Annotated in this window: 17 protein-coding genes and 2 pseudogenes; 13 read left to right on the forward strand and 6 right to left on the reverse strand. The window is 40.5% G+C overall.

Going from position 1 to position 17,026, the window contains the following annotated elements:
- Nucleotides 1-2 precede the first annotated feature (2 nt).
- The 5 genes and pseudogenes from D0T56_RS03030 to D0T56_RS03050 all read left to right on the forward strand — a co-directional run bounded on the left by D0T56_RS03030 (nt 3) and on the right by D0T56_RS03050 (nt 7,417).
- Nucleotides 3-3,193 (forward strand): annotated as a pseudogene (locus D0T56_RS03030) (efflux RND transporter permease subunit).
- Nucleotides 3,190-4,545: a TolC family protein gene (locus D0T56_RS03035; RefSeq protein ID WP_163318653.1), complete on the forward strand. Its 1,356-nt coding sequence runs from the start codon at nt 3,190-3,192 to the stop codon at nt 4,543-4,545. Before D0T56_RS03030 ends, D0T56_RS03035 begins: the two are co-directional and overlap by 4 nt.
- Before the next feature lie 189 nt (nt 4,546-4,734).
- A complete protein-coding gene (locus tag D0T56_RS03040; protein ID WP_163176784.1) occupies nt 4,735-5,055 on the forward strand; it encodes a helix-turn-helix domain-containing protein in 321 nt (106 codons plus the stop codon).
- Entirely contained in the window at nt 5,045-7,090 is a 2,046-nt protein-coding gene (locus tag D0T56_RS03045; RefSeq protein ID WP_163318654.1) for a bifunctional DNA primase/helicase, read from the forward strand. The genes D0T56_RS03040 and D0T56_RS03045 overlap by 11 nt, the downstream gene beginning before the upstream one ends.
- A gap of 12 nt (nt 7,091-7,102) precedes the next feature.
- Nucleotides 7,103-7,417, forward strand: coding sequence for a helix-turn-helix domain-containing protein (locus tag D0T56_RS03050; protein WP_163318655.1), 315 nt, complete (start codon nt 7,103-7,105; stop codon nt 7,415-7,417).
- Here the strand turns inward: D0T56_RS03050 and D0T56_RS03055 are convergent.
- Both D0T56_RS03055 and D0T56_RS03060 read right to left on the reverse strand, forming a co-directional pair.
- Nucleotides 7,374-7,769: a hypothetical protein gene (locus D0T56_RS03055; protein ID WP_255491007.1), complete on the reverse strand. Its 396-nt coding sequence runs from the start codon at nt 7,767-7,769 to the stop codon at nt 7,374-7,376. The two genes, D0T56_RS03050 and D0T56_RS03055, sit on opposite strands and share 44 nt — an antisense overlap.
- A complete protein-coding gene (locus D0T56_RS03060; RefSeq protein WP_163318656.1) occupies nt 7,756-8,202 on the reverse strand; it encodes a DUF1896 family protein in 447 nt (148 codons plus the stop codon). Before D0T56_RS03060 ends, D0T56_RS03055 begins: the two co-directional genes overlap by 14 nt.
- 184 nt (nt 8,203-8,386) lie before the next feature.
- On the opposite strand from D0T56_RS03060, the gene D0T56_RS03065 reads away from it, so the two are divergent.
- The 7 genes from D0T56_RS03065 (at nt 8,387) to D0T56_RS03095 (ending at nt 13,417) form a co-directional block, all read left to right on the forward strand.
- Nucleotides 8,387-9,259: an AraC family transcriptional regulator gene (locus tag D0T56_RS03065; protein ID WP_163318657.1), complete on the forward strand. Its 873-nt coding sequence runs from the start codon at nt 8,387-8,389 to the stop codon at nt 9,257-9,259.
- 78 nt (nt 9,260-9,337) lie between these two features.
- Nucleotides 9,338-9,898 (forward strand): sugar O-acetyltransferase, encoded by a 561-nt coding sequence (locus D0T56_RS03070; protein WP_163318658.1) that lies wholly within the window; start codon nt 9,338-9,340, stop codon nt 9,896-9,898.
- 13 nt (nt 9,899-9,911) lie between these two features.
- Nucleotides 9,912-10,406 (forward strand): cyclophilin-like fold protein, encoded by a 495-nt coding sequence (locus tag D0T56_RS03075; protein WP_163318659.1) that lies wholly within the window; start codon nt 9,912-9,914, stop codon nt 10,404-10,406.
- Between the two features lie 20 nt (nt 10,407-10,426).
- Nucleotides 10,427-10,966 carry a flavodoxin family protein gene (locus tag D0T56_RS03080; RefSeq protein ID WP_163318660.1) on the forward strand — a complete coding sequence of 180 codons (540 nt, stop codon included), beginning with the start codon at nt 10,427-10,429 and terminating at the stop codon, nt 10,964-10,966.
- Nucleotides 10,967-11,023: 57 nt separating this feature from the next.
- On the forward strand, nt 11,024-12,052 hold the full coding sequence (locus D0T56_RS03085) for an alpha/beta hydrolase (protein ID WP_255491011.1): 1,029 nt from the start codon (nt 11,024-11,026) through the stop codon (nt 12,050-12,052).
- The gene (locus D0T56_RS03090; RefSeq protein ID WP_163318662.1) at nt 12,049-12,876 is read left to right on the forward strand and encodes a carboxymuconolactone decarboxylase family protein; all 828 of its coding nucleotides are present in this window, start codon (nt 12,049-12,051) and stop codon (nt 12,874-12,876) included. Before D0T56_RS03085 ends, D0T56_RS03090 begins: the two co-directional genes overlap by 4 nt.
- A gap of 25 nt (nt 12,877-12,901) precedes the next feature.
- On the forward strand, nt 12,902-13,417 hold the full coding sequence (locus tag D0T56_RS03095; protein ID WP_370458778.1) for a flavodoxin: 516 nt from the start codon (nt 12,902-12,904) through the stop codon (nt 13,415-13,417).
- 104 nt (nt 13,418-13,521) lie between these two features.
- Here the strand turns inward: D0T56_RS03095 and D0T56_RS03100 are convergent.
- A pseudogene (locus tag D0T56_RS03100) lies at nt 13,522-14,319 on the reverse strand (TraM recognition domain-containing protein); the annotation flags it as partial.
- A 107-nt stretch (nt 14,320-14,426) separates the two neighbouring features.
- The gene (locus D0T56_RS03105) at nt 14,427-14,657 is read right to left on the reverse strand and encodes a hypothetical protein (protein ID WP_163318664.1); all 231 of its coding nucleotides are present in this window, start codon (nt 14,655-14,657) and stop codon (nt 14,427-14,429) included.
- A 696-nt stretch (nt 14,658-15,353) separates the two neighbouring features.
- Here D0T56_RS03105 and D0T56_RS03110 point away from each other — a divergent pair.
- Nucleotides 15,354-15,887: a dihydrofolate reductase family protein gene (locus tag D0T56_RS03110; RefSeq protein ID WP_163318665.1), complete on the forward strand. Its 534-nt coding sequence runs from the start codon at nt 15,354-15,356 to the stop codon at nt 15,885-15,887.
- A gap of 63 nt (nt 15,888-15,950) precedes the next feature.
- Here D0T56_RS03110 and D0T56_RS03115 read toward each other — a convergent pair whose 3' ends face one another.
- Both D0T56_RS03115 and D0T56_RS03120 read right to left on the reverse strand, forming a co-directional pair.
- Entirely contained in the window at nt 15,951-16,484 is a 534-nt protein-coding gene (locus tag D0T56_RS03115; protein ID WP_163318666.1) for a hypothetical protein, read from the reverse strand.
- Nucleotides 16,485-16,513: 29 nt separating this feature from the next.
- Nucleotides 16,514-17,026, reverse strand: a 513-nt coding sequence (locus D0T56_RS03120) for a hypothetical protein (RefSeq protein ID WP_255491008.1), incomplete at its 5' end; no start/stop codon positions are given.

Raw genomic sequence — 17,026 nt, forward strand, 5'->3', positions numbered from 1 at the left:
ATATGAACTTAAAATACTTTATTGACCGACCAGTTTTTTCATTGGTCATTTCAATTACAATTGTGTTATTGGGAATCATATCAGTATTCTCATTACCGGTTGAGCAGTACCCAGACATAGCCCCCCAACAATTCAGGTGGTAACTTCATACCCCGGAGCAAGTGCCGAAACAGTTCAAAAGGCAGTTATTGTTCCTTTGGAAGAAGCAATCAACGGGGTTGAAAACATGAATTATATTACTTCTTCAGCATCAAATACAGGAGAAGTTTTTATGATAGTTTATTTCAAACAAGGAACAGATCCCGACATGGCTGCCGTTAACGTTCAGAATCGTGTTTCCACTGCTTTGGGATTGCTGCCTGCTGAAGTTACTCAAATTGGAGTAACAACCCTTAAACAGCAAAATTCCCGTCTGATGCAGATTGCACTTTATAGCCCGGATGATTCTTATGATATGCAGTTCCTCAATAATTACATGAAAATTAATGTTGAACCACGGGTAAAACGAGTTGCAGGAGTTGGACAAGTAATGGTATTAGGCTCCAATTACAGTATGCGTGTTTGGCTTAAACCCGATGCAATGGCGCATTATAAACTTGTCCCATCTGATATTTCAGCCGCCCTTGCACGTCAAAACTTAGAATCGGCAACAGGTTCATTTGGTGAAAATCAAGAAACCGCATTTCAATATGCAATGAAATACACCGGACGTTTTTCTACTCCTGAAGAATTTGGGAATATCGTAGTTCGGGCATTACCCGGTGGAGAAATATTGCGTCTGCGTGAAGTTGCTGATATAGAATTGGGTGATGAAGCGTACAACTATCTGACAACAACAGATGGACACCATGCCGCAGTTGCCGAATTTTATCAGACGGCAGGCTCAAATGCAACAGCAGTTATCAATGGTATTAATGAAGTGTTGGAAGAAATAGAAAGTGGATTGCCGAGAGGCGTGGAATTAATTACGTTGATGAATACCAACGACTTTCTTTTTGCTTCTATTGAGCAAGTTGTTATTTCGTTGCTGTTAGCCGTTTTATTGGTTATTCTGGTCGTTTATGTTTTCTTGCAAGACATACGCTCGACATTGATACCTGCCATTTCCATTATTGTATCCATAGTGGGTACGTTTGCTTTTATGCTTATTGCCGGATTCAGTATTAATCTCTTGACGCTGTTTGCTCTTGTATTAGCAATTGGCGTTGTGGTTGATAATGCCATTGTTGTAGTCGAAGCTGTACAATCCCGTTTCGATGCAGGTTATCAATCTTCTTACATGGCTACAAATGATGCAATGAAAGGTATATCGGGGGCGATTACGAGTTCTACTCTAATTCTCATGGCGGTTTTTATTCCTGTTTCCATGATGGGTGGTACGTCGGGCGAATTTTATAAGCAATTCGGTATAACGATGGCAGTAGCGGTAGGTATATCCGCAATCAATGCCTTTACATTATCGCCTGCCCTTTGTGCAATGTTACTAAAACCATACAAAGACGAAAGTGGGCAAACGAAACAGAACTTCGCAGGACGTTTCCGTAATGCTTTCAATGCAACATTCGATGCAATGACAAGTCGTTATATGCGTGGTGTTTTGGCATTTATCAGAAAACGTTGGTTGATGTGGGGAACGCTTGTTATAGGGCTGATTTTATTAGTGTTTTTTATGAATACAACAAAAACGTCGCTTGTGCCTGACGAAGATTTAGGCAACATTATGATAAGCCTTAATACGCAACCCGGAACGTCATTACACCGCACACGTGAAGTGATGAGCCAATTCGAAGAAGAACTGAAACAAATCGAAGCAATCAGGCATTATGCGGCAGTACCGGGCTATTCATTCGGCGGTTCAGGTTCTTCTTACGGTATGTTTATCATCGAGTTAAAACACTGGGATGAGCGTAAAGGCGAAGGAGGTTCAACCGATGAAATTATCGGTAGGATTTATGAAATAGCAGCTACAATTCCCGATGCTTCCATATTTGCTATGACACCGCCAATTATATCGGGTTATGGCTCAGGTTCCGGTTTTGAGCTATATGTTCAAGATAAAAATGACGGAGATATTGAAGTATTCAAGAATGTTGTTGATGCTTATGTGGAGCAACTAAGTCTTAGACCGGAAATTATGATGGTTTATTCTCCATTTGAAATCAATTATCCGCAATACAAAGTGGAAGTCGATGCTGCAAAATGTGAGCAGGCAGGTATATCTCCTGCGGAAATACTCGAAACTATTTCGGGTTATTATGGCGGACAATATATCTCGAACTTCAACAGGTTTTCTAAATTGTATCGTGTTATACAACAAGCTGCGCCTGAATATCGTGTAACTGCTGAATCTGCCAACCATATCTATGTAAGGATAGGTGATGAAATGGCTCCAATCAGCCAGTTTGTAACACTAACAAGAACTTACGGAACACAAACGTTAGACCGTTTCAATCTGTACAGTTCTATTACCATAAACGGTTCTCCTGCCGACGGGTATAGTTCGGGAGATGTAATCAATGCCATTCGTGAAACAGCGGAGACAGCATTACCGCATGGTTATGGCTACGAATTTGGAGGTATTACACGGGAAGAAAGCAACAGTTCCAACAATACAATCATTATCTTTATTATTTGTATTGTACTTGTATATCTTATTTTGAGTGCATTATATGAGAGCTTTCTTCTTCCGTTTGCTATTTTGCTTGCAGTTCCCGTTGGGTTGATGGGCAGTTTCTTATTTGCCACTTTGTTAGGACTGGAAAACAATATCTATATGCAAACAGGATTGATTATGCTAATCGGATTGCTTGCTAAAACGGCTATTCTTATAACAGAGTACGCAACAAAGCGCCGTCAAGCAGGAATGTCGCTTACACAAGCGGCTTACGGTGCAGCTAAAATCCGTTTGCGTCCAATCTTAATGACGGCTTTAACGATGATTTTCGGATTATTGCCCTTGATGTTTGCTTCAGGCGTTGGAGCAAATGGAAGTCGTTCTTTGGCTTCAGGAGCAGTGGGTGGTATGTTTGTAGGAACTTTGGTGCTATTATTCCTTGTTCCGGCATTATTTATTGTGTTCCAAACATTACAAGAGAAATTCAATCCGCAAATTCCTTTTGGAAATACAGAAGATTGGGCTATTCAAGCGGAAATTGAGGAAGTAAAGGAGAAAAAAAAGAATAAAGACAAATGAAAAAAATACTATTAATATCAATCGTATGTTTGCTATTTAGCGGTTGTGGCGTATATAGCAAATATTCACGTCCCGATGTTAAGACGGACAGTTTGTATCGGGATATGGAAACAACGGATACCCTATCATTAGCAAGTATTTCATGGGAAGTACTGTTTACTGATCCTTTGTTGCAGAACCTTATCAAAAAAGGATTAGAACAGAATGCCGACCTCAATATTGCCCGTTTGCGGGTAGAGCAAGCCGAAGCGCTTTTGCTTAATGCCAAACTTTCTTATCTTCCTTCGGTGTCTCTTACTCCCGAAGGGTCGCTAAGCGGATTTGATGGTTCGAAAGCGGCAAAGGCTTACAATTTATCGGCTTCAGCCAGTTGGGAGCTGGATGTTTTTGGCAAAACAACCAACGCAAAGCGTGGAGCAAAGGCTGCTCTTGAAGGTAGCCATGCGTATAGGCAAGTAGTCCAGACACAACTGATAGCTTCCATAGCAGACAGCTATTACACGTTGCTTATGCTCGACAGGCAGTTGGCTATTAATCAAGAAACGTTAGTCACTTGGGAATCGACAATTAAAACTTTTGAAGCCCTGAAAAAAGCAGGAGAAACGAACACAACGGCGGTATTGCAGGCGCAAGCCAACAGACTTGCGTTGGAATCTTCTATTGTTTCAAATAAGCAAACTATCAGAGAACTCGAAAATCAATTATCTGTTCTTTTGGGCGAAGTGCCTCATAGTATTGAGCGTAGCGTACTATTTACTCAATCATTCCCCGATTCGTTGGCAATAGGTATCCCAGTGCAACTGTTACGTAATCGTCCGGATGTTCGACAGGCAGAATTTAGTCTTGCGCAAGCATTTTACGCAACGAATGCTGCACGTGCAGCCTTTTATCCAAGCATTACATTAAGTGGATCGGCAGGTTGGACAAACAATGGAAATGGAATTATAAGCAATCCCGGCGGCTTGATATGGTCGGTAATAGGTTCATTAACTCAACCGATATTCAATAAAGGAACCAATACAGCCAACCTCAAAATCGCTAAAGCACAACAAGAGGAAGCACAACTCATGTTCCAGCAGACCATATTGAATGCAGGTAAAGAAGTAAATGATGCTCTCATACTTTGGCAATCTGCCAATGTGAAATTAGACTTAGGCGAACGTCAGATAACAACCTTACAGGAAACTATTCGCCAAACAGAACTATTAATGCGATATTCTTCTGTAAATTATTTGGAAGTACTAACTGCCCAACAAAATTTACTATTGGCAGAATTATCGCAAGCCCAAAATAATTTCGATAAGATACAGGGAATTATCAACTTATATCATGCTTTGGGGGGAGGAATATAAAATCCCAAATACATAATCTACTAAAAAAAACTACCAACTTGGTAGTTTTTTTTTGCCCATATACGCCCCATGCAAAACCCCCTAAAACCGTTCTTTTTAGAGAAAAAACCTTAAAATAAATATCAACCAACTTGGCAATTTTAATGAATTTATCGGTTGACCTTTGCAGCGAATCAAATAGTTATAGATATGGAGGTCATAACAATAGAAGCAAAGGCTTACAAAGAAATCGTAGGTAAGTTAGATGAAATAGCACGCTATGTAAAAAAACATTCTGAAAGCCAACACGAGGGTTGGATAGACAATCACGATGTTTGTAAATACTTAAATGTAAGCACCCGTACATTACAACGCTTACGCTCACAAAAACTTATCTCTTTCTCAATAATACGAGGGAAAACCTATTATCAGTTAAGTGAGATTGAACGGATGCTTAATGAAAATCTCATCAAGAGCAATCCTAATGGTTTTCAAGAATTATTAGATAATTATTACAAGAATGATAAGTAAGCAGGCTCTATTAGATAGAACAAATAACGGCTTTGAGATATTCCGTTTTTATATTTCCACAAAATGGCAATTAGGGAAAAACTTTCTTAACCCATTATATGAAGATAAAAAAGCATCATGCAATATCTATTTCGACCGGAACAGCCGTATATATAAAATAAAAGATTTCGGGAATGATGCTTATAGTGGCGACTGTTTTTTCTATGTCGGTAAGTTGAAAGGTCTGGATTGTGGTAACGGAACGGATTTCGTAGAAATACTGAAAATAATAAATAGGGATTTATGTTTAGGGTTGGGTGATTCAGAATATAACACTTCTCCACAACAGGAACAACCTACCAATAAACAAGCTGTACCAGAACTGCAACAAGAGAAACCAAAACCCTATAACATCATACAACAGAGATTCTCTCTAAAAGAACTGGGTTTTTGGATGCAGTCGGGCATTACTCCCGAAGTATTGAAACAATATAAAGCCGTATCCCTGAAAGAGTTTAGAAGTGAGAATAAAGACGGTAAGCCATTCTTTTATGCTTCATCGGAAAGCGAACCGATTTTCGGATATATGGGTAAACGGTATGTAAAAATCTACCGACCATTCTCTGAAGTTCGTTTTCTGTATGGTGGAAATATCGGAGATAGCTACTGCTTCGGATTGGAACAGTTACCCGCCAAAGGAGATACTTTGTTCATCACAGGCGGAGAAAAAGATGTAATGACATTGGCTGCTCACGGTTTCCATGCAATCAGCTTCAACAGCGAAACCTCGACTATTCCGGCAGGAATAATTTATAAACTCACTTTCCGATTCAAACATATTGTATTGCTCTACGATGCAGATAAAACAGGAATAGAAGCTGCAATCAGGCACGAAAAAGCATTAGCTGAATACGGCGTTAAACGGCTCATGCTGCCGCTTTCAGGAGAGAAAAAAGACAAAGATATAACGGACTATTTCAGCAAAGGAAATAGCCGGAAAGAGTTCCGCCAACTATTCATTGATTTTCTTGATAATCTATATAACGAAACAATGACCATGCTAAAATCCTGTGAAATTGATTTCAATAATCCTCCGGCGAAAGCCGAGGAAGTTATTTCAGCCGGAGATGTACCACTCGGTACGCAAGGTAACATCCTTTGTATTACTGGCGGAGAGGGTACAGGGAAAAGCAACTATGTTGCTGCGCTGATTGCAGGTTCGATAATTAAAGATAATCGTACCATAGATACACTGGGCGTGAGCGTCCGTGATAACTCAGACAGTAAAGCTGTCTTGCTTTATGATACGGAACAATCCGAAGTACAGTTATTTAAAAATGTTTCCAACCTACTGAAACGTGCCAAACTAAACGAAAAGCCGGAAGAACTGCGGGCGTTCTCACTTACAGGGATGTCCCGAAAAGAACGACTGCAAGCCATAGTTCAGAGTATGGACAAATATCATTATGAGTATGAAGGTATTCGTTTGGTCGTGATTGACGGCATTGCGGATTTGGTGCTGTCTGCCAATGACGAAGCGGAAAGTATCAGGATTGTAGATGAACTATATCGTTTAGCGGGAATATACCGCACCTGCATAGTTTGTGTACTTCATTATGTGCCGAATGGTTTGAAATTACGGGGACATCTTGGCTCAGAACTGCAACGTAAAGCTGCTGCAATTATGAGTATAGAACTTGACAGCGAACCGTCGGTATCGGTGGTAAAGGCTCTCAAAGTAAGGGACGGCAGCCCTCTTGATGTTCCTCTAATGCAGTTCTCATGGGACAAAGAATTGGGAATGCACATCTATATAGGCGAAAAGCCACGAGAGGAAAAGGAAAAACGCAAAGAAAAAGAACTGGCGAATGTTGCCTGTGAGATATTCAATGTACAAAAACACTTGACTTATATCGACCTGTGCGACCGCATTCAGCAGATAATGGATGTAAAGGAGCGTACAGCCAAAAGCTATATCAAATTTATGCGAGAGAAAGAAATAATCATAAAAGACCCGTCCAATCAGAATTATTTCATGATAGGGCACATCATCTAAAACCCAACAGCCATGTATATAGACAAAAATAATTTTGAAGCGTGGATGGAACGAATCATAGATCGCTTCGACAAACAAGATAAAACACTTGATAAAATGAGTAAACATCGCAATATGTTAGACGGAGAACTCCTGCTTGATAATCAGGATTTATGTATGCTGCTTAATGTCAGCAAACGGACTTTACAACGATATCGTGCTACGGGCGAATTGCCTTTTCAAACGCTATATCACAAAACTTACTATAAGGAAAGTGATGTTCATGCTTTTATTAGAACAAACTTTAATAAGAAAAGGGGTAACAACAATAAAAATAAAAACCCGTGAGGGCGATACTTATTTTCAATCTTTTATGTTCATAGTTGAAGTTTTTATGGATAGAACTTTTCAGGGAACTGACATAGCGTTTGTAAACTTCCGGAGTGGGAGAACTTTCACGGAGTACCTCGTGAAGTTCCTGCACCAACGGAAAAAGCTCGACTTCGGATTTAGACCACCGCTGAATATCTTCGGGTTTGTCGGCAGGGTTAAGAATTGCCTTTATTCCTCCGAACCCTGAATATTTAGCGAGTATTTCCCGTTCTTCGGGTATTGCCTGTCGTTGTTCCTTATCGAGCCTTAACGCTAACTTAATTGCATCAATGTTCTGACGCAAATGAGTTCGCTTATTGTAACTCATTTTCGAGCAATATCAGGATTGTGCCGACAAGCTCCGTATAGAGCGACCGGTACTCGGTCGTTTCGGCATAATCATCATTCAGGTTGTATTTAGCAAATACCGCCTGACATTCGGGCAGTAATTCTTTTGCTTTCGCATGGGCTTCACTTGGCGAAACTTCATCGAAAAACTCATTCCAAAGGATTTCGATAACAGTATTATATGGAGAGAAGTGCAAGCCTTTGAATAAGGCTTCGTTTGCGATTTCGGCAGCCTGAATATGGTCTAAACCGCTTTTAATAGCTTCACTATACGCTTCAGCTGCCATATCACCACGCCCAGCGATAAAGGAAAGGTCATTGGCTTTGTCAGGGTGTGAATCTCGTAAATAAGATAGTAGATTGAGCCGGAAATAAGACATTTCCGCTGGCTCTAAATTTGAATTGTATTTCATACTGATTACTAATTTTGTTTTGCATCACTATTAATGCAGAATAAAAGTAGGCTTAATCAGATGGTTAGCAGTGGATTTGTCGGCAGGTGGACGCTTGTGACTTCGATTTGGGTAGGTGTGGCGTTAAACGAAGTAAAAAAGGGAAACTTTGGTATAGTTAGTTTGAAATTCTTATCTTTGCAACATGAAAACAGAACGCATACTATCAAAGTTTAACAACGAGCTTAAACTAAAAGGCTTCAAAGCATTTCAGATCGACGACGACTGTAAGGAAACGCGTACCTACAGCCGCAAGGATTTTTATAAGATTTGTCTTACTACCGGTAAAAGTATTATCAACTATGCCGACAGAAGTTTTGAGCAGGAAGGAACCATTCTGTTTTTCGGCAACCCGCATATCCCTTATTCATGGGAGACCATATCGACTACTTACAAAGGTTATACCTGTCTTTTCTCAGAAGATTTCCTGAAACAATCCGACCGTTCAGAGAGCCTGCTTCAATCGCCATTCTTCAAAATAGACGGAACACCTGTCTTGGAAATATCAGAGGAACAAAGACTGTTTCTAAACTCTCTTTTCAAAAAGATGATTGAAGAACAGGAGAATGACTATACGTTTAAGGATGAATTGATTCGCAATTATATCAGCCTGATTATCCATGAAGCATTAAAACTACAACCCTCAGAGCATTATCATCAAGCGAAGAAAGCTACCGCCCGGATTACCTCCGTTTTCCTTGAACTGTTGGAAAGGCAATTTCCGATTGAGACATTCGACAGTCCATTACAACTGCGGACAGCTCAGGATTATGCCAACTACCTGAATGTACACACTAACTATCTGAACCGCGCGGTAAAAGAGATTACAGGAAAGTCAACCACTACACATATTACTGAACGTATTATTGCGGAAGCAAAAGCCTTGTTGCAACATACCGACTGGAATATCTCGGAAGTTGCTTATGCTCTCGGTTTTGAATATCCAACCTATTTCAACAACTTCTTCAAAAAACAAACAGGGACAAACCCTAAGGCACTTCGGGAAGCGATGGTTTGAATTTCTTAATTATCGGTTTGAATATCGTTAACCGATAAGCCTGATTAGCCCCGATCTTTGCATTAAAGTAATGCAAAGATGGATAAGACGGATATTTTCGAGCGGCTAAGAAACGGAGAAACCATTCCTCCTAATGACCCTCAAGGGTATAGAATGCGAGAGGCTTCATACAGTACGAAAGCACTGTTAATGAAGATGAATAACTCAGCCGACCCGGCAGAAATAAGGAGTTTATTAAGTCAGATAACGGATCGTGTTATCGACGAGAGCGTAGGGGTATTTACTCCCCTGTATATCAATTACGGGAAGCATACCAAGATAGGCAAAAACGTATTTATCAATTTCAATTGTACCTTTTTGGATTTAGGCGGTATCACCATTGATGACAATGTGTTGATAGCCCCTAATGTCAGTCTATTATCCGAAGGACATCTTCTTTCGCCTGAAAACAGGCACTCACTTATTCCTAAACCTATTCATATCAAAAGGAACGCTTGGATTGGTGCGGGAGCAACTATTCTGCAAGGAGTAACGATTGGCGAGAATGCCGTTATAGCCGCTGGGGCAGTTGTATCGAAAGACGTTCCCGACAATACCATAGTCGGTGGTATTCCTGCGAAAGTCATTAAAACAATCTAATAATAGAATAGGAATGAGAAAGTTCGTAATAATAATACTCTCTTTTATGATGATAACAGGTCTTTCTGCCTGTGATACCGTTGACATAAACAATCCGGAAGTACCACAACAACCGGAGAATACCGAAGATGATAATGAAGAGGATGATTCAGAAGAAAGTATGAAATTGAAAATAACAGTAGATTCAGCAGTATTTACAGCAACTCTGCAAGATAATGCGACAACAACTGCGTTCAAAAAACTGTTGCCGATGACAATAAGTATGACCGAACATGCCGGAAATGAAAAATATTACAGCCTACCAAACAGTTTACCGACTAATTCGTTCAATCCGGGAACTATACAAAACGGAGATTTAATGCTTTATGGCTCACAAACATTAGTTTTGTTCTACAAAAGTTTCTCTACATCGTACAGCTACACCCGATTGGGCAAAGTAGATGATGCGACAGGATTAGCATCCGCATTAGGTTCCGGAAGTGTAACCGTTACTTTTGAAGCTGAATAACAATCTAAAAAACAATTTATATGAGTAAAAGAGTTTTAATTCTATCCGCATCTCCACGACGTAATGGAAATTCGGATATTCTATGCGACCAATTTGCTTTGGGTGCAGGCGAAGCTGGACATAGTGTAGAGAAAGTATTTCTAAGAGATAAGCATATCAAGTATTGCTCCGGCTGCTATACTTGTGAAAAGACAAACGGCGTGTGTGCCTATAAAGATGATATGCCCGAACTTCTGCAAAAAATGATTGATGCAGATGTATTGGTATTATCCACTCCAGTCTATTTCTATTGCATGAACGCACAGTTGAAAACAGTAATTGACCGCACAGTAGCCCGTTACACGGAAATAAAAGACAAAGATGCCTATCTGATCGCAACAGCGGGAGAAGACGGAATGCAAGCTATGGAAGGGACAATTACCTCTTTCCGGGGCTTTCTCGACTGTCTTGAAAATGTACGGGAAGTGGGATTAATTTTAGGTCAGGGGGTACACGTACTTGGGGAAGTGAAAGATAATCCGGCAATGCAGGAGGCCTACGAATCCGGTCTTAAAGTATAAACAAATAAAATATAGTATATGAAGAAAATAGCAACAATAGCTTTGCTCGTGGGCGGAATGCTTACGGCATGCGTAAACAATAAAACGACCGACAATAGTCAAACAAACGATAAGAATATGGAAAAGTTAGAATTAACAACAGCATGGGATAAAGTATTCCCCCAAAGCGATAAAGTCAATCACAGTAAGGTAGCCTTCCGCAACCGTTACGGCATTACGCTTGCTGCCGATATGTATGTACCCAAAAATGCGAACGGAAAAATGGCGGCTATTGCCGTAAGCGGGCCTTTCGGTGCAATTAAAGAACAGGTTTCCGGCTTATACGCACAAACGATGGCGGAACGTGGTTTTCTGACTATTGCTTTTGATCCGTCTTATACTGGTGAAAGCGGAGGTGAGCCTCGCTATGTGGCTTCGCCCGATATTAATACCGAAGATTTCAGTGCAGCCGTAGACTTTCTTACCACATTGGATAATGTAGACCCAGAGCGTATCGGCATCATGGGTATTTGTGGTTGGGGAGGTCTGGCGATTAATGCCGCAGCTATGGATACCCGCATCAAGGCTTCCGTAGCATCTACCATGTACGATATAAGCCGTGTAAGTGCTAACAGCTACAACTATTCAATGAACGAGGATGCTCGTTACGAGCTTCGCGAGCAACTCAATGCTCAGCGTACTGCTGATGCCAAAAACGGTACGTATGAGTTGGCCGGTGGTGTGATTGACCCACTACCGGAGGATGCGCCGCAGTTTGTGAAAGATTATTACAGCTATTATAAAACAGAACGCGGCTATCACGAACGTTCGCTTAACTCGAACAAGGGTTGGAATATAACATCTTCGCTTTCGTTCATTAATATGCAGCAGCTATCCTATGCCGGAGAAATCCGCAATGCAGTATTGATTATACATGGGGAGAAAGCCCATTCTCGCTATATGGGAGAAGATGCTTTCAAAATGCTCAAAGGGGATAACAAAGAACTGATGATAATCCCGGGCGCCAGTCATGTGGACTTATATGACCGCACTGACATTATACCGTTTGATAAGTTGGAGTCATTCTTTAAAGAGTATTTGAAATGAAATATTTATTTTGCACATTATTAATCGTAACCATTTCTACAACAACGATTATGGCACAGACCAAAGTAAAACAGACAGCCGGGAAGGAGCAGTTGAGCGATTTCGCACCCAAATTCGCAGAACTGAACGATGATGTTCTTTTCGGCGAAGTATGGAGTCGCACAGATAAACTCGGTTTACGCGACCGAAGTATGATTACCGTAACTGCTCTTGTCAGCATGGGTATTACCGATTCTTCTTTGAAATATCACCTCCAGTCGGCTAAGAACAATGGGATTACACGCACGGAAATCGCCGAAATGCTTACTCATATCGGCTTTTATGCCGGATGGCCGAAAGCATGGGCGGCATTTCGTTTGGCGAAAGAAGTTTGGACAGAGGATACAGATGCCGCCGATGCAAAGGCCGCATTTGAGCAGGAGATGCTATTCCCTATCGGTAAGCCCAACGATGCTTTTGCGCAATATTTCATTGGTCAAAGTTATCTTGCTCCGTTATCGCAGGAGCAGGTCGGTATTTATAACGTAACCTTTGAACCCCGCTGCCGCAACAACTGGCACATACACCACGCTGCCAAACACGGAGGACAGATTCTTGTCTGCATAGCCGGAGAAGGCTGGTATCAAGAATGGGGCAAACCTGCACAGTTGCTCAAACCCGGCGATGTGGTCAACATACCGCAAGGCGTAAAGCACTGGCATGGAGCAACAGCCGACAGTTGGTTTGCGCACCTGGCTATTGAAGTGCCGGGCGAGAAGGGAAGCAACGAATGGCTGGAAGTTGTAAGTGATGAAGAATATGATAAATTAACAAGAAATGAATAATTTAAAACATCTGATTATAACTATTATGTGTGTGTTGTCGGCGACACTGACATACGCCCAGGAGAAGAAAGTAATGGTAGCCTATTTCTCCTGTACAGGTAATACCGAGATAGTGGCTAAAGCCATTGCTCAGGCTACAGACGCAACGCTATACCGTATTCAACCTCAAACAGCTTATTCATCTGCTGACCTTGACTGGCGTGATAAAGAGAGCCGCAGCAGTAAAGAGATGAGCGACATCGGTTCACGCCCCGCACTGGCAGATAAAAATGCGAAGGCGGAAACCTACGATGTGATATTCCTTGGTTATCCGATATGGTGGAACGTGTGTCCGCATATCATCAACACGTTTATCGAATGCTATAAGCTGGATGGCAAGACGGTCATACCGTTTGCCACATCGGGCAGCAGTACTATAGAGAACAGTGTAAAAGAATTGAAGCAGCAGTATAATAAAATCAATTGGCACACTGGAAAACTATTCAATGACGGTACTGCCTGTGTCAAGGAATGGGCTGAAAAGGTAATTGCAGTTCAATAATAACAGGGCATTTGAAACTGTCTAAAACTAAAAAATCTTGCAATTCTAATCTGTTTTGATTAAGATTGCAGGATTTTTAGCATAACAACATTCCTTGTTATATATTATTCTTGTTGCTGCAACAAATGAGCCAAAGCCGGATCATTCTTTATCCGTTCCAGTTCTTCAGCGACAATCTGTTTCGTTTCCTCTTTGATACGATTATAGTTGAGTTGAATTTGCTCTTTCATCTTATTAACTCCATTTTCGTCCGTAAAATCGGTAATAACAGGAATGGATTGATAAGCCTTTGTTTCTGCAGCTACTTTTGCAATATCAACCAGAATTTCGCAATGGAATATCTTCTGCTCGATACATTCATCGAAATTGTCGGCAATCGCACCGACGAACATTCCTTGTGTAAGGTTGGAAATTTTTGAAGGCGGTATCAAACTATCCATTTGGGTACTGATAGAGGTCGATTTATCGTTGCGGTTAATGGTCATGGATTGGCGTTTCTGCAATACTTTCCCGAAACGGTCGGAAAGCGTTTTTGCCGTATCTCCCACAACCTGACCGGAGAAAATATTACCGACGGTGTTCATCACGACTTTTGCTTCTTTGTCGCCGTAATCCCTTGTTAATTGGCTGAAATCTTGAAACCCTAAAAGTACTGCAACTTTATTACTTCGGGCGGTTGCTATCAGATTATCCAATCCTTTAAAGTAAATTGTTGGCAGCTCGTCAATGACTACCGAACTTTTCAGTTGCCCCTTTTTGTTTATTAATTTCACGATACGGGAGTTGTAAAGTCCCAATGCCGCACCGTAAATATTCTGTCTGTCGGGATTGTTACCGACAACCAACACTTTCGGATCATCAGGATTGTTTATGTCAAGCGTAAATTCGTCGCCGCTCATAACCCTCCATTTGGATTATTTGATTAACCTCTACCACTTGTTTGGCTCTGTTAATTTCCTTATTTGCTCCTAATAAAAATACTTTGCTCATAACTCTAAATTTTAAGGGATTATAAAAAGGAGAAAAGAATGAGAATAAACAGGATTATAGCACCTAAACCCACGAAGAAGGAGAGGATACCCCGAATAACAGGAAGAAAGAGATACAAGCCCACTAAAGCCCAAATAAACCCTGTTCCCCACACGGAGCAACCCAAAGCCACGAGAACGATTTTCACAACCAATTTTATGCTAATTGGAAGGTTACTACCTTGTTTCCTGTTTTTTACTATACTTCTCATAATTTCTGACTTTTTTTTTATGCCGTATCGGAGCCGGTGTACTGACCTTATGTTTCGGATACGTGAAAAGGTCGGCTGAATCCGCCGAAGACAAATTTTGAGGGAATAAATACGCTCGCCTGTAGGGAAAGAGGAAGATTTTTCAGGCAACAATTTGGCGACAGGATTAGCCGAAATACCTTTGTATCCTGAACATGGGGTCAATAAGTACCCGGTTTGATACTCGCTAATGAGGAAGAAATTATACCGGAGAGAAGTGTAGTAAAAAGGAATTTGGGCAAATACATTGCGTTTGTTATTATAAACGCAGAAGTTCTTTGATTCACAAAGAACATAAACAGGGGCTTACAGAAGCCACCAATACTTAAACATTGAAAATGATGATATATCTTATAAAATCAGTATCTTTGTGGAGTAAAACATGATAGTATAATTGTAGAAATCAATATTCTACAATTCATATATATAACATAACGTTCGCTGAACGTCTCGAAGTAGAAAACTGGCACTTTTCACACTTTTCATGAAGAATGAGACTGATGCGCAATGTTCATGCTATACACTGTATAGCGTGGACTTGCCCATTTTCATTCTTCGGGTATGCCAGTACCTCTACTTTGAAATGGCGTGAGCTCCACGCTTCTTTTTTGGTCTGGCGAATGTTCTTGAAGGATGGATTTATAAAAGGATAAGGGCATGAAAAAGTTGAAATTGTACATTACGGCATCGAATGATGGTTATATCGCTCCACCAGACGGCGATTTGGATTGGTTAATCGGCTATCCCGTTCCTTCGAAAGAAGATCACAAAAACTTTGTAGATTCGGTCGATACCGTTATAATGGGCGCTAACACCTATCGCAATATGCGAATAATGGATATTCTCTGGCCATATGAGGATAAAAATGTCCATATTGTTACTCGTAATCCAATGATGGAAAGGGATAGCATAAATTTCATTACGGAAAACGTCTTTGAAACTGTTTCCGGACTTAAAAAAGAAAACGGAAAAGACATTTGGCTCGTTGGCGGTGCAGAACTAACGACAATGCTGCTCGACAATGATTTGATTGACGAAATGATAATTACGTATATTCCCGAAACACTTGAAAAGGGAATATCACTATTCTCTCAAAAACCTGAAGAAATGGGTTGGGTTTTAAGCGAGGATAAAATATACGAAAATAATGCTGTTAGAAAAGCGTATCAAAAGACGTTGCAATACGCATAATAACAGAAAAAGCCTGCTTCCATATCAGAAACAGGCTTCGTTATATTGGAGTAGCATGTATTATTATTTGGCTCTTTTCTTACCATAGCATTTACTTCCGTCGGGCGATAAATAGAAATCAAATGTTTCTTCAACGGCTGTTCTGCCCGGGGGAACAAGCGAGTATTTGCAACGAACGATTACAGCAAGTACGTCATTGGTATTTCGGCTGTCATATCCCCGCAGATTATCGGGCGTAAGGTTTTTAAGCGAATCAATAGTGTTGCTAATTTCAGCAATATCAGTATTGTACTTATCAATATCGCTTTGCTTTTTTGCTTTAGCCAATAGCGTCTCACTCATTTTCTTTGCCAACTCGACACGTTTTATTATAAGCTCTTTATCTTTCCTGAACTCGTCAGTAAGATAAGCGATACTGTCGGCAACTGTAACAGTGCCATGTTCGTTCATCTCAACAATTTTGAAGTTGAGATTTTCTTTTGTGTCGCTACCTTTTAGCAGATAGCCAGTAATGGTTTTTTCGTAATTACTCTTTGACGAGTTTGAGCCGCAGGAAACCAAGAAAACCGCAATTAATAGATAGATTACATTTTTCATGACTATATTTCTGTTTATAAGAGTTTGAATTAATTCAATGTTATTGCAGGGAGTTTTGATGACAAGTTATATACAATCAGAACTTCCGCTTCTTTTTTCGGTTTCGTCCGGGTATATTCGGTTAATGCTTTCATTACCCATTCCCTGAACGCTTGCGCTTCAAACGAAGCGATTCGATAACTGACAAAAATCAATGCTTCCAGATTGTATAAAGTCATTTCACATTGACGACCGCTGTTCTCGTATTTGTGTATTTGCGTAACGTTTTCTTCCCGCAATAAGCCTGATTTGAATATTGACCGAAGGTTATTACCAACCGAGCTAACAAATACGTTGAATAAATCAGCTATCTCATGCTTTGTCATCCACAGGGTGCAATTTACGAGTTTTGCTTCAACAATTAGCTGATTTTCATCATTTTCTTTAATTTTGATATATCCCCGTTCCATAATTATATTATTCTTCATCTTGTTGAACATTAAAACCAATGCGCTTACGGGGCTTGTTTTCCTGTTCCTTCTGTGAAGCAAGTTCCGTAAGAG

This window comes from Dysgonomonas sp. 520, from assembly GCF_010501095.1.
GTDB lineage: Bacteria > Bacteroidota > Bacteroidia > Bacteroidales > Dysgonomonadaceae > QVMP01.

Excerpts from the sequence above, each read along its gene's own strand:
- D0T56_RS03110 (WP_163318665.1), top strand. The coding sequence starts at position 15,354 with ATGAAAAAGTTGAAATTGTACATTACGGCATCGAATGATGGTTATATC.
- D0T56_RS03075 (WP_163318659.1), top strand. The coding sequence starts at position 9,912 with ATGAGAAAGTTCGTAATAATAATACTCTCTTTTATGATGATAACAGGT.
- D0T56_RS03035 (WP_163318653.1), top strand. The coding sequence starts at position 3,190 with ATGAAAAAAATACTATTAATATCAATCGTATGTTTGCTATTTAGCGGT.
- D0T56_RS03065 (WP_163318657.1), top strand. The coding sequence starts at position 8,387 with ATGAAAACAGAACGCATACTATCAAAGTTTAACAACGAGCTTAAACTA.
- D0T56_RS03080 (WP_163318660.1), top strand. The coding sequence starts at position 10,427 with ATGAGTAAAAGAGTTTTAATTCTATCCGCATCTCCACGACGTAATGGA.
- D0T56_RS03050 (WP_163318655.1), top strand. The coding sequence starts at position 7,103 with ATGTATATAGACAAAAATAATTTTGAAGCGTGGATGGAACGAATCATA.
- D0T56_RS03105 (WP_163318664.1), bottom strand. The coding sequence starts at position 14,657 with ATGAGAAGTATAGTAAAAAACAGGAAACAAGGTAGTAACCTTCCAATT.
- D0T56_RS03040 (WP_163176784.1), top strand. The coding sequence starts at position 4,735 with ATGGAGGTCATAACAATAGAAGCAAAGGCTTACAAAGAAATCGTAGGT.
- D0T56_RS03060 (WP_163318656.1), bottom strand. The coding sequence starts at position 8,202 with ATGAAATACAATTCAAATTTAGAGCCAGCGGAAATGTCTTATTTCCGG.
- D0T56_RS03045 (WP_163318654.1), top strand. The coding sequence starts at position 5,045 with ATGATAAGTAAGCAGGCTCTATTAGATAGAACAAATAACGGCTTTGAG.
- D0T56_RS03055 (WP_255491007.1), bottom strand. The coding sequence starts at position 7,769 with ATGAGTTACAATAAGCGAACTCATTTGCGTCAGAACATTGATGCAATT.
- D0T56_RS03115 (WP_163318666.1), bottom strand. The coding sequence starts at position 16,484 with ATGAAAAATGTAATCTATCTATTAATTGCGGTTTTCTTGGTTTCCTGC.
- D0T56_RS03085 (WP_255491011.1), top strand. The coding sequence starts at position 11,024 with ATGCTTACGGCATGCGTAAACAATAAAACGACCGACAATAGTCAAACA.
- D0T56_RS03090 (WP_163318662.1), top strand. The coding sequence starts at position 12,049 with ATGAAATATTTATTTTGCACATTATTAATCGTAACCATTTCTACAACA.
- D0T56_RS03070 (WP_163318658.1), top strand. The coding sequence starts at position 9,338 with ATGGATAAGACGGATATTTTCGAGCGGCTAAGAAACGGAGAAACCATT.
- D0T56_RS03095 (WP_370458778.1), top strand. The coding sequence starts at position 12,902 with ATGTGTGTGTTGTCGGCGACACTGACATACGCCCAGGAGAAGAAAGTA.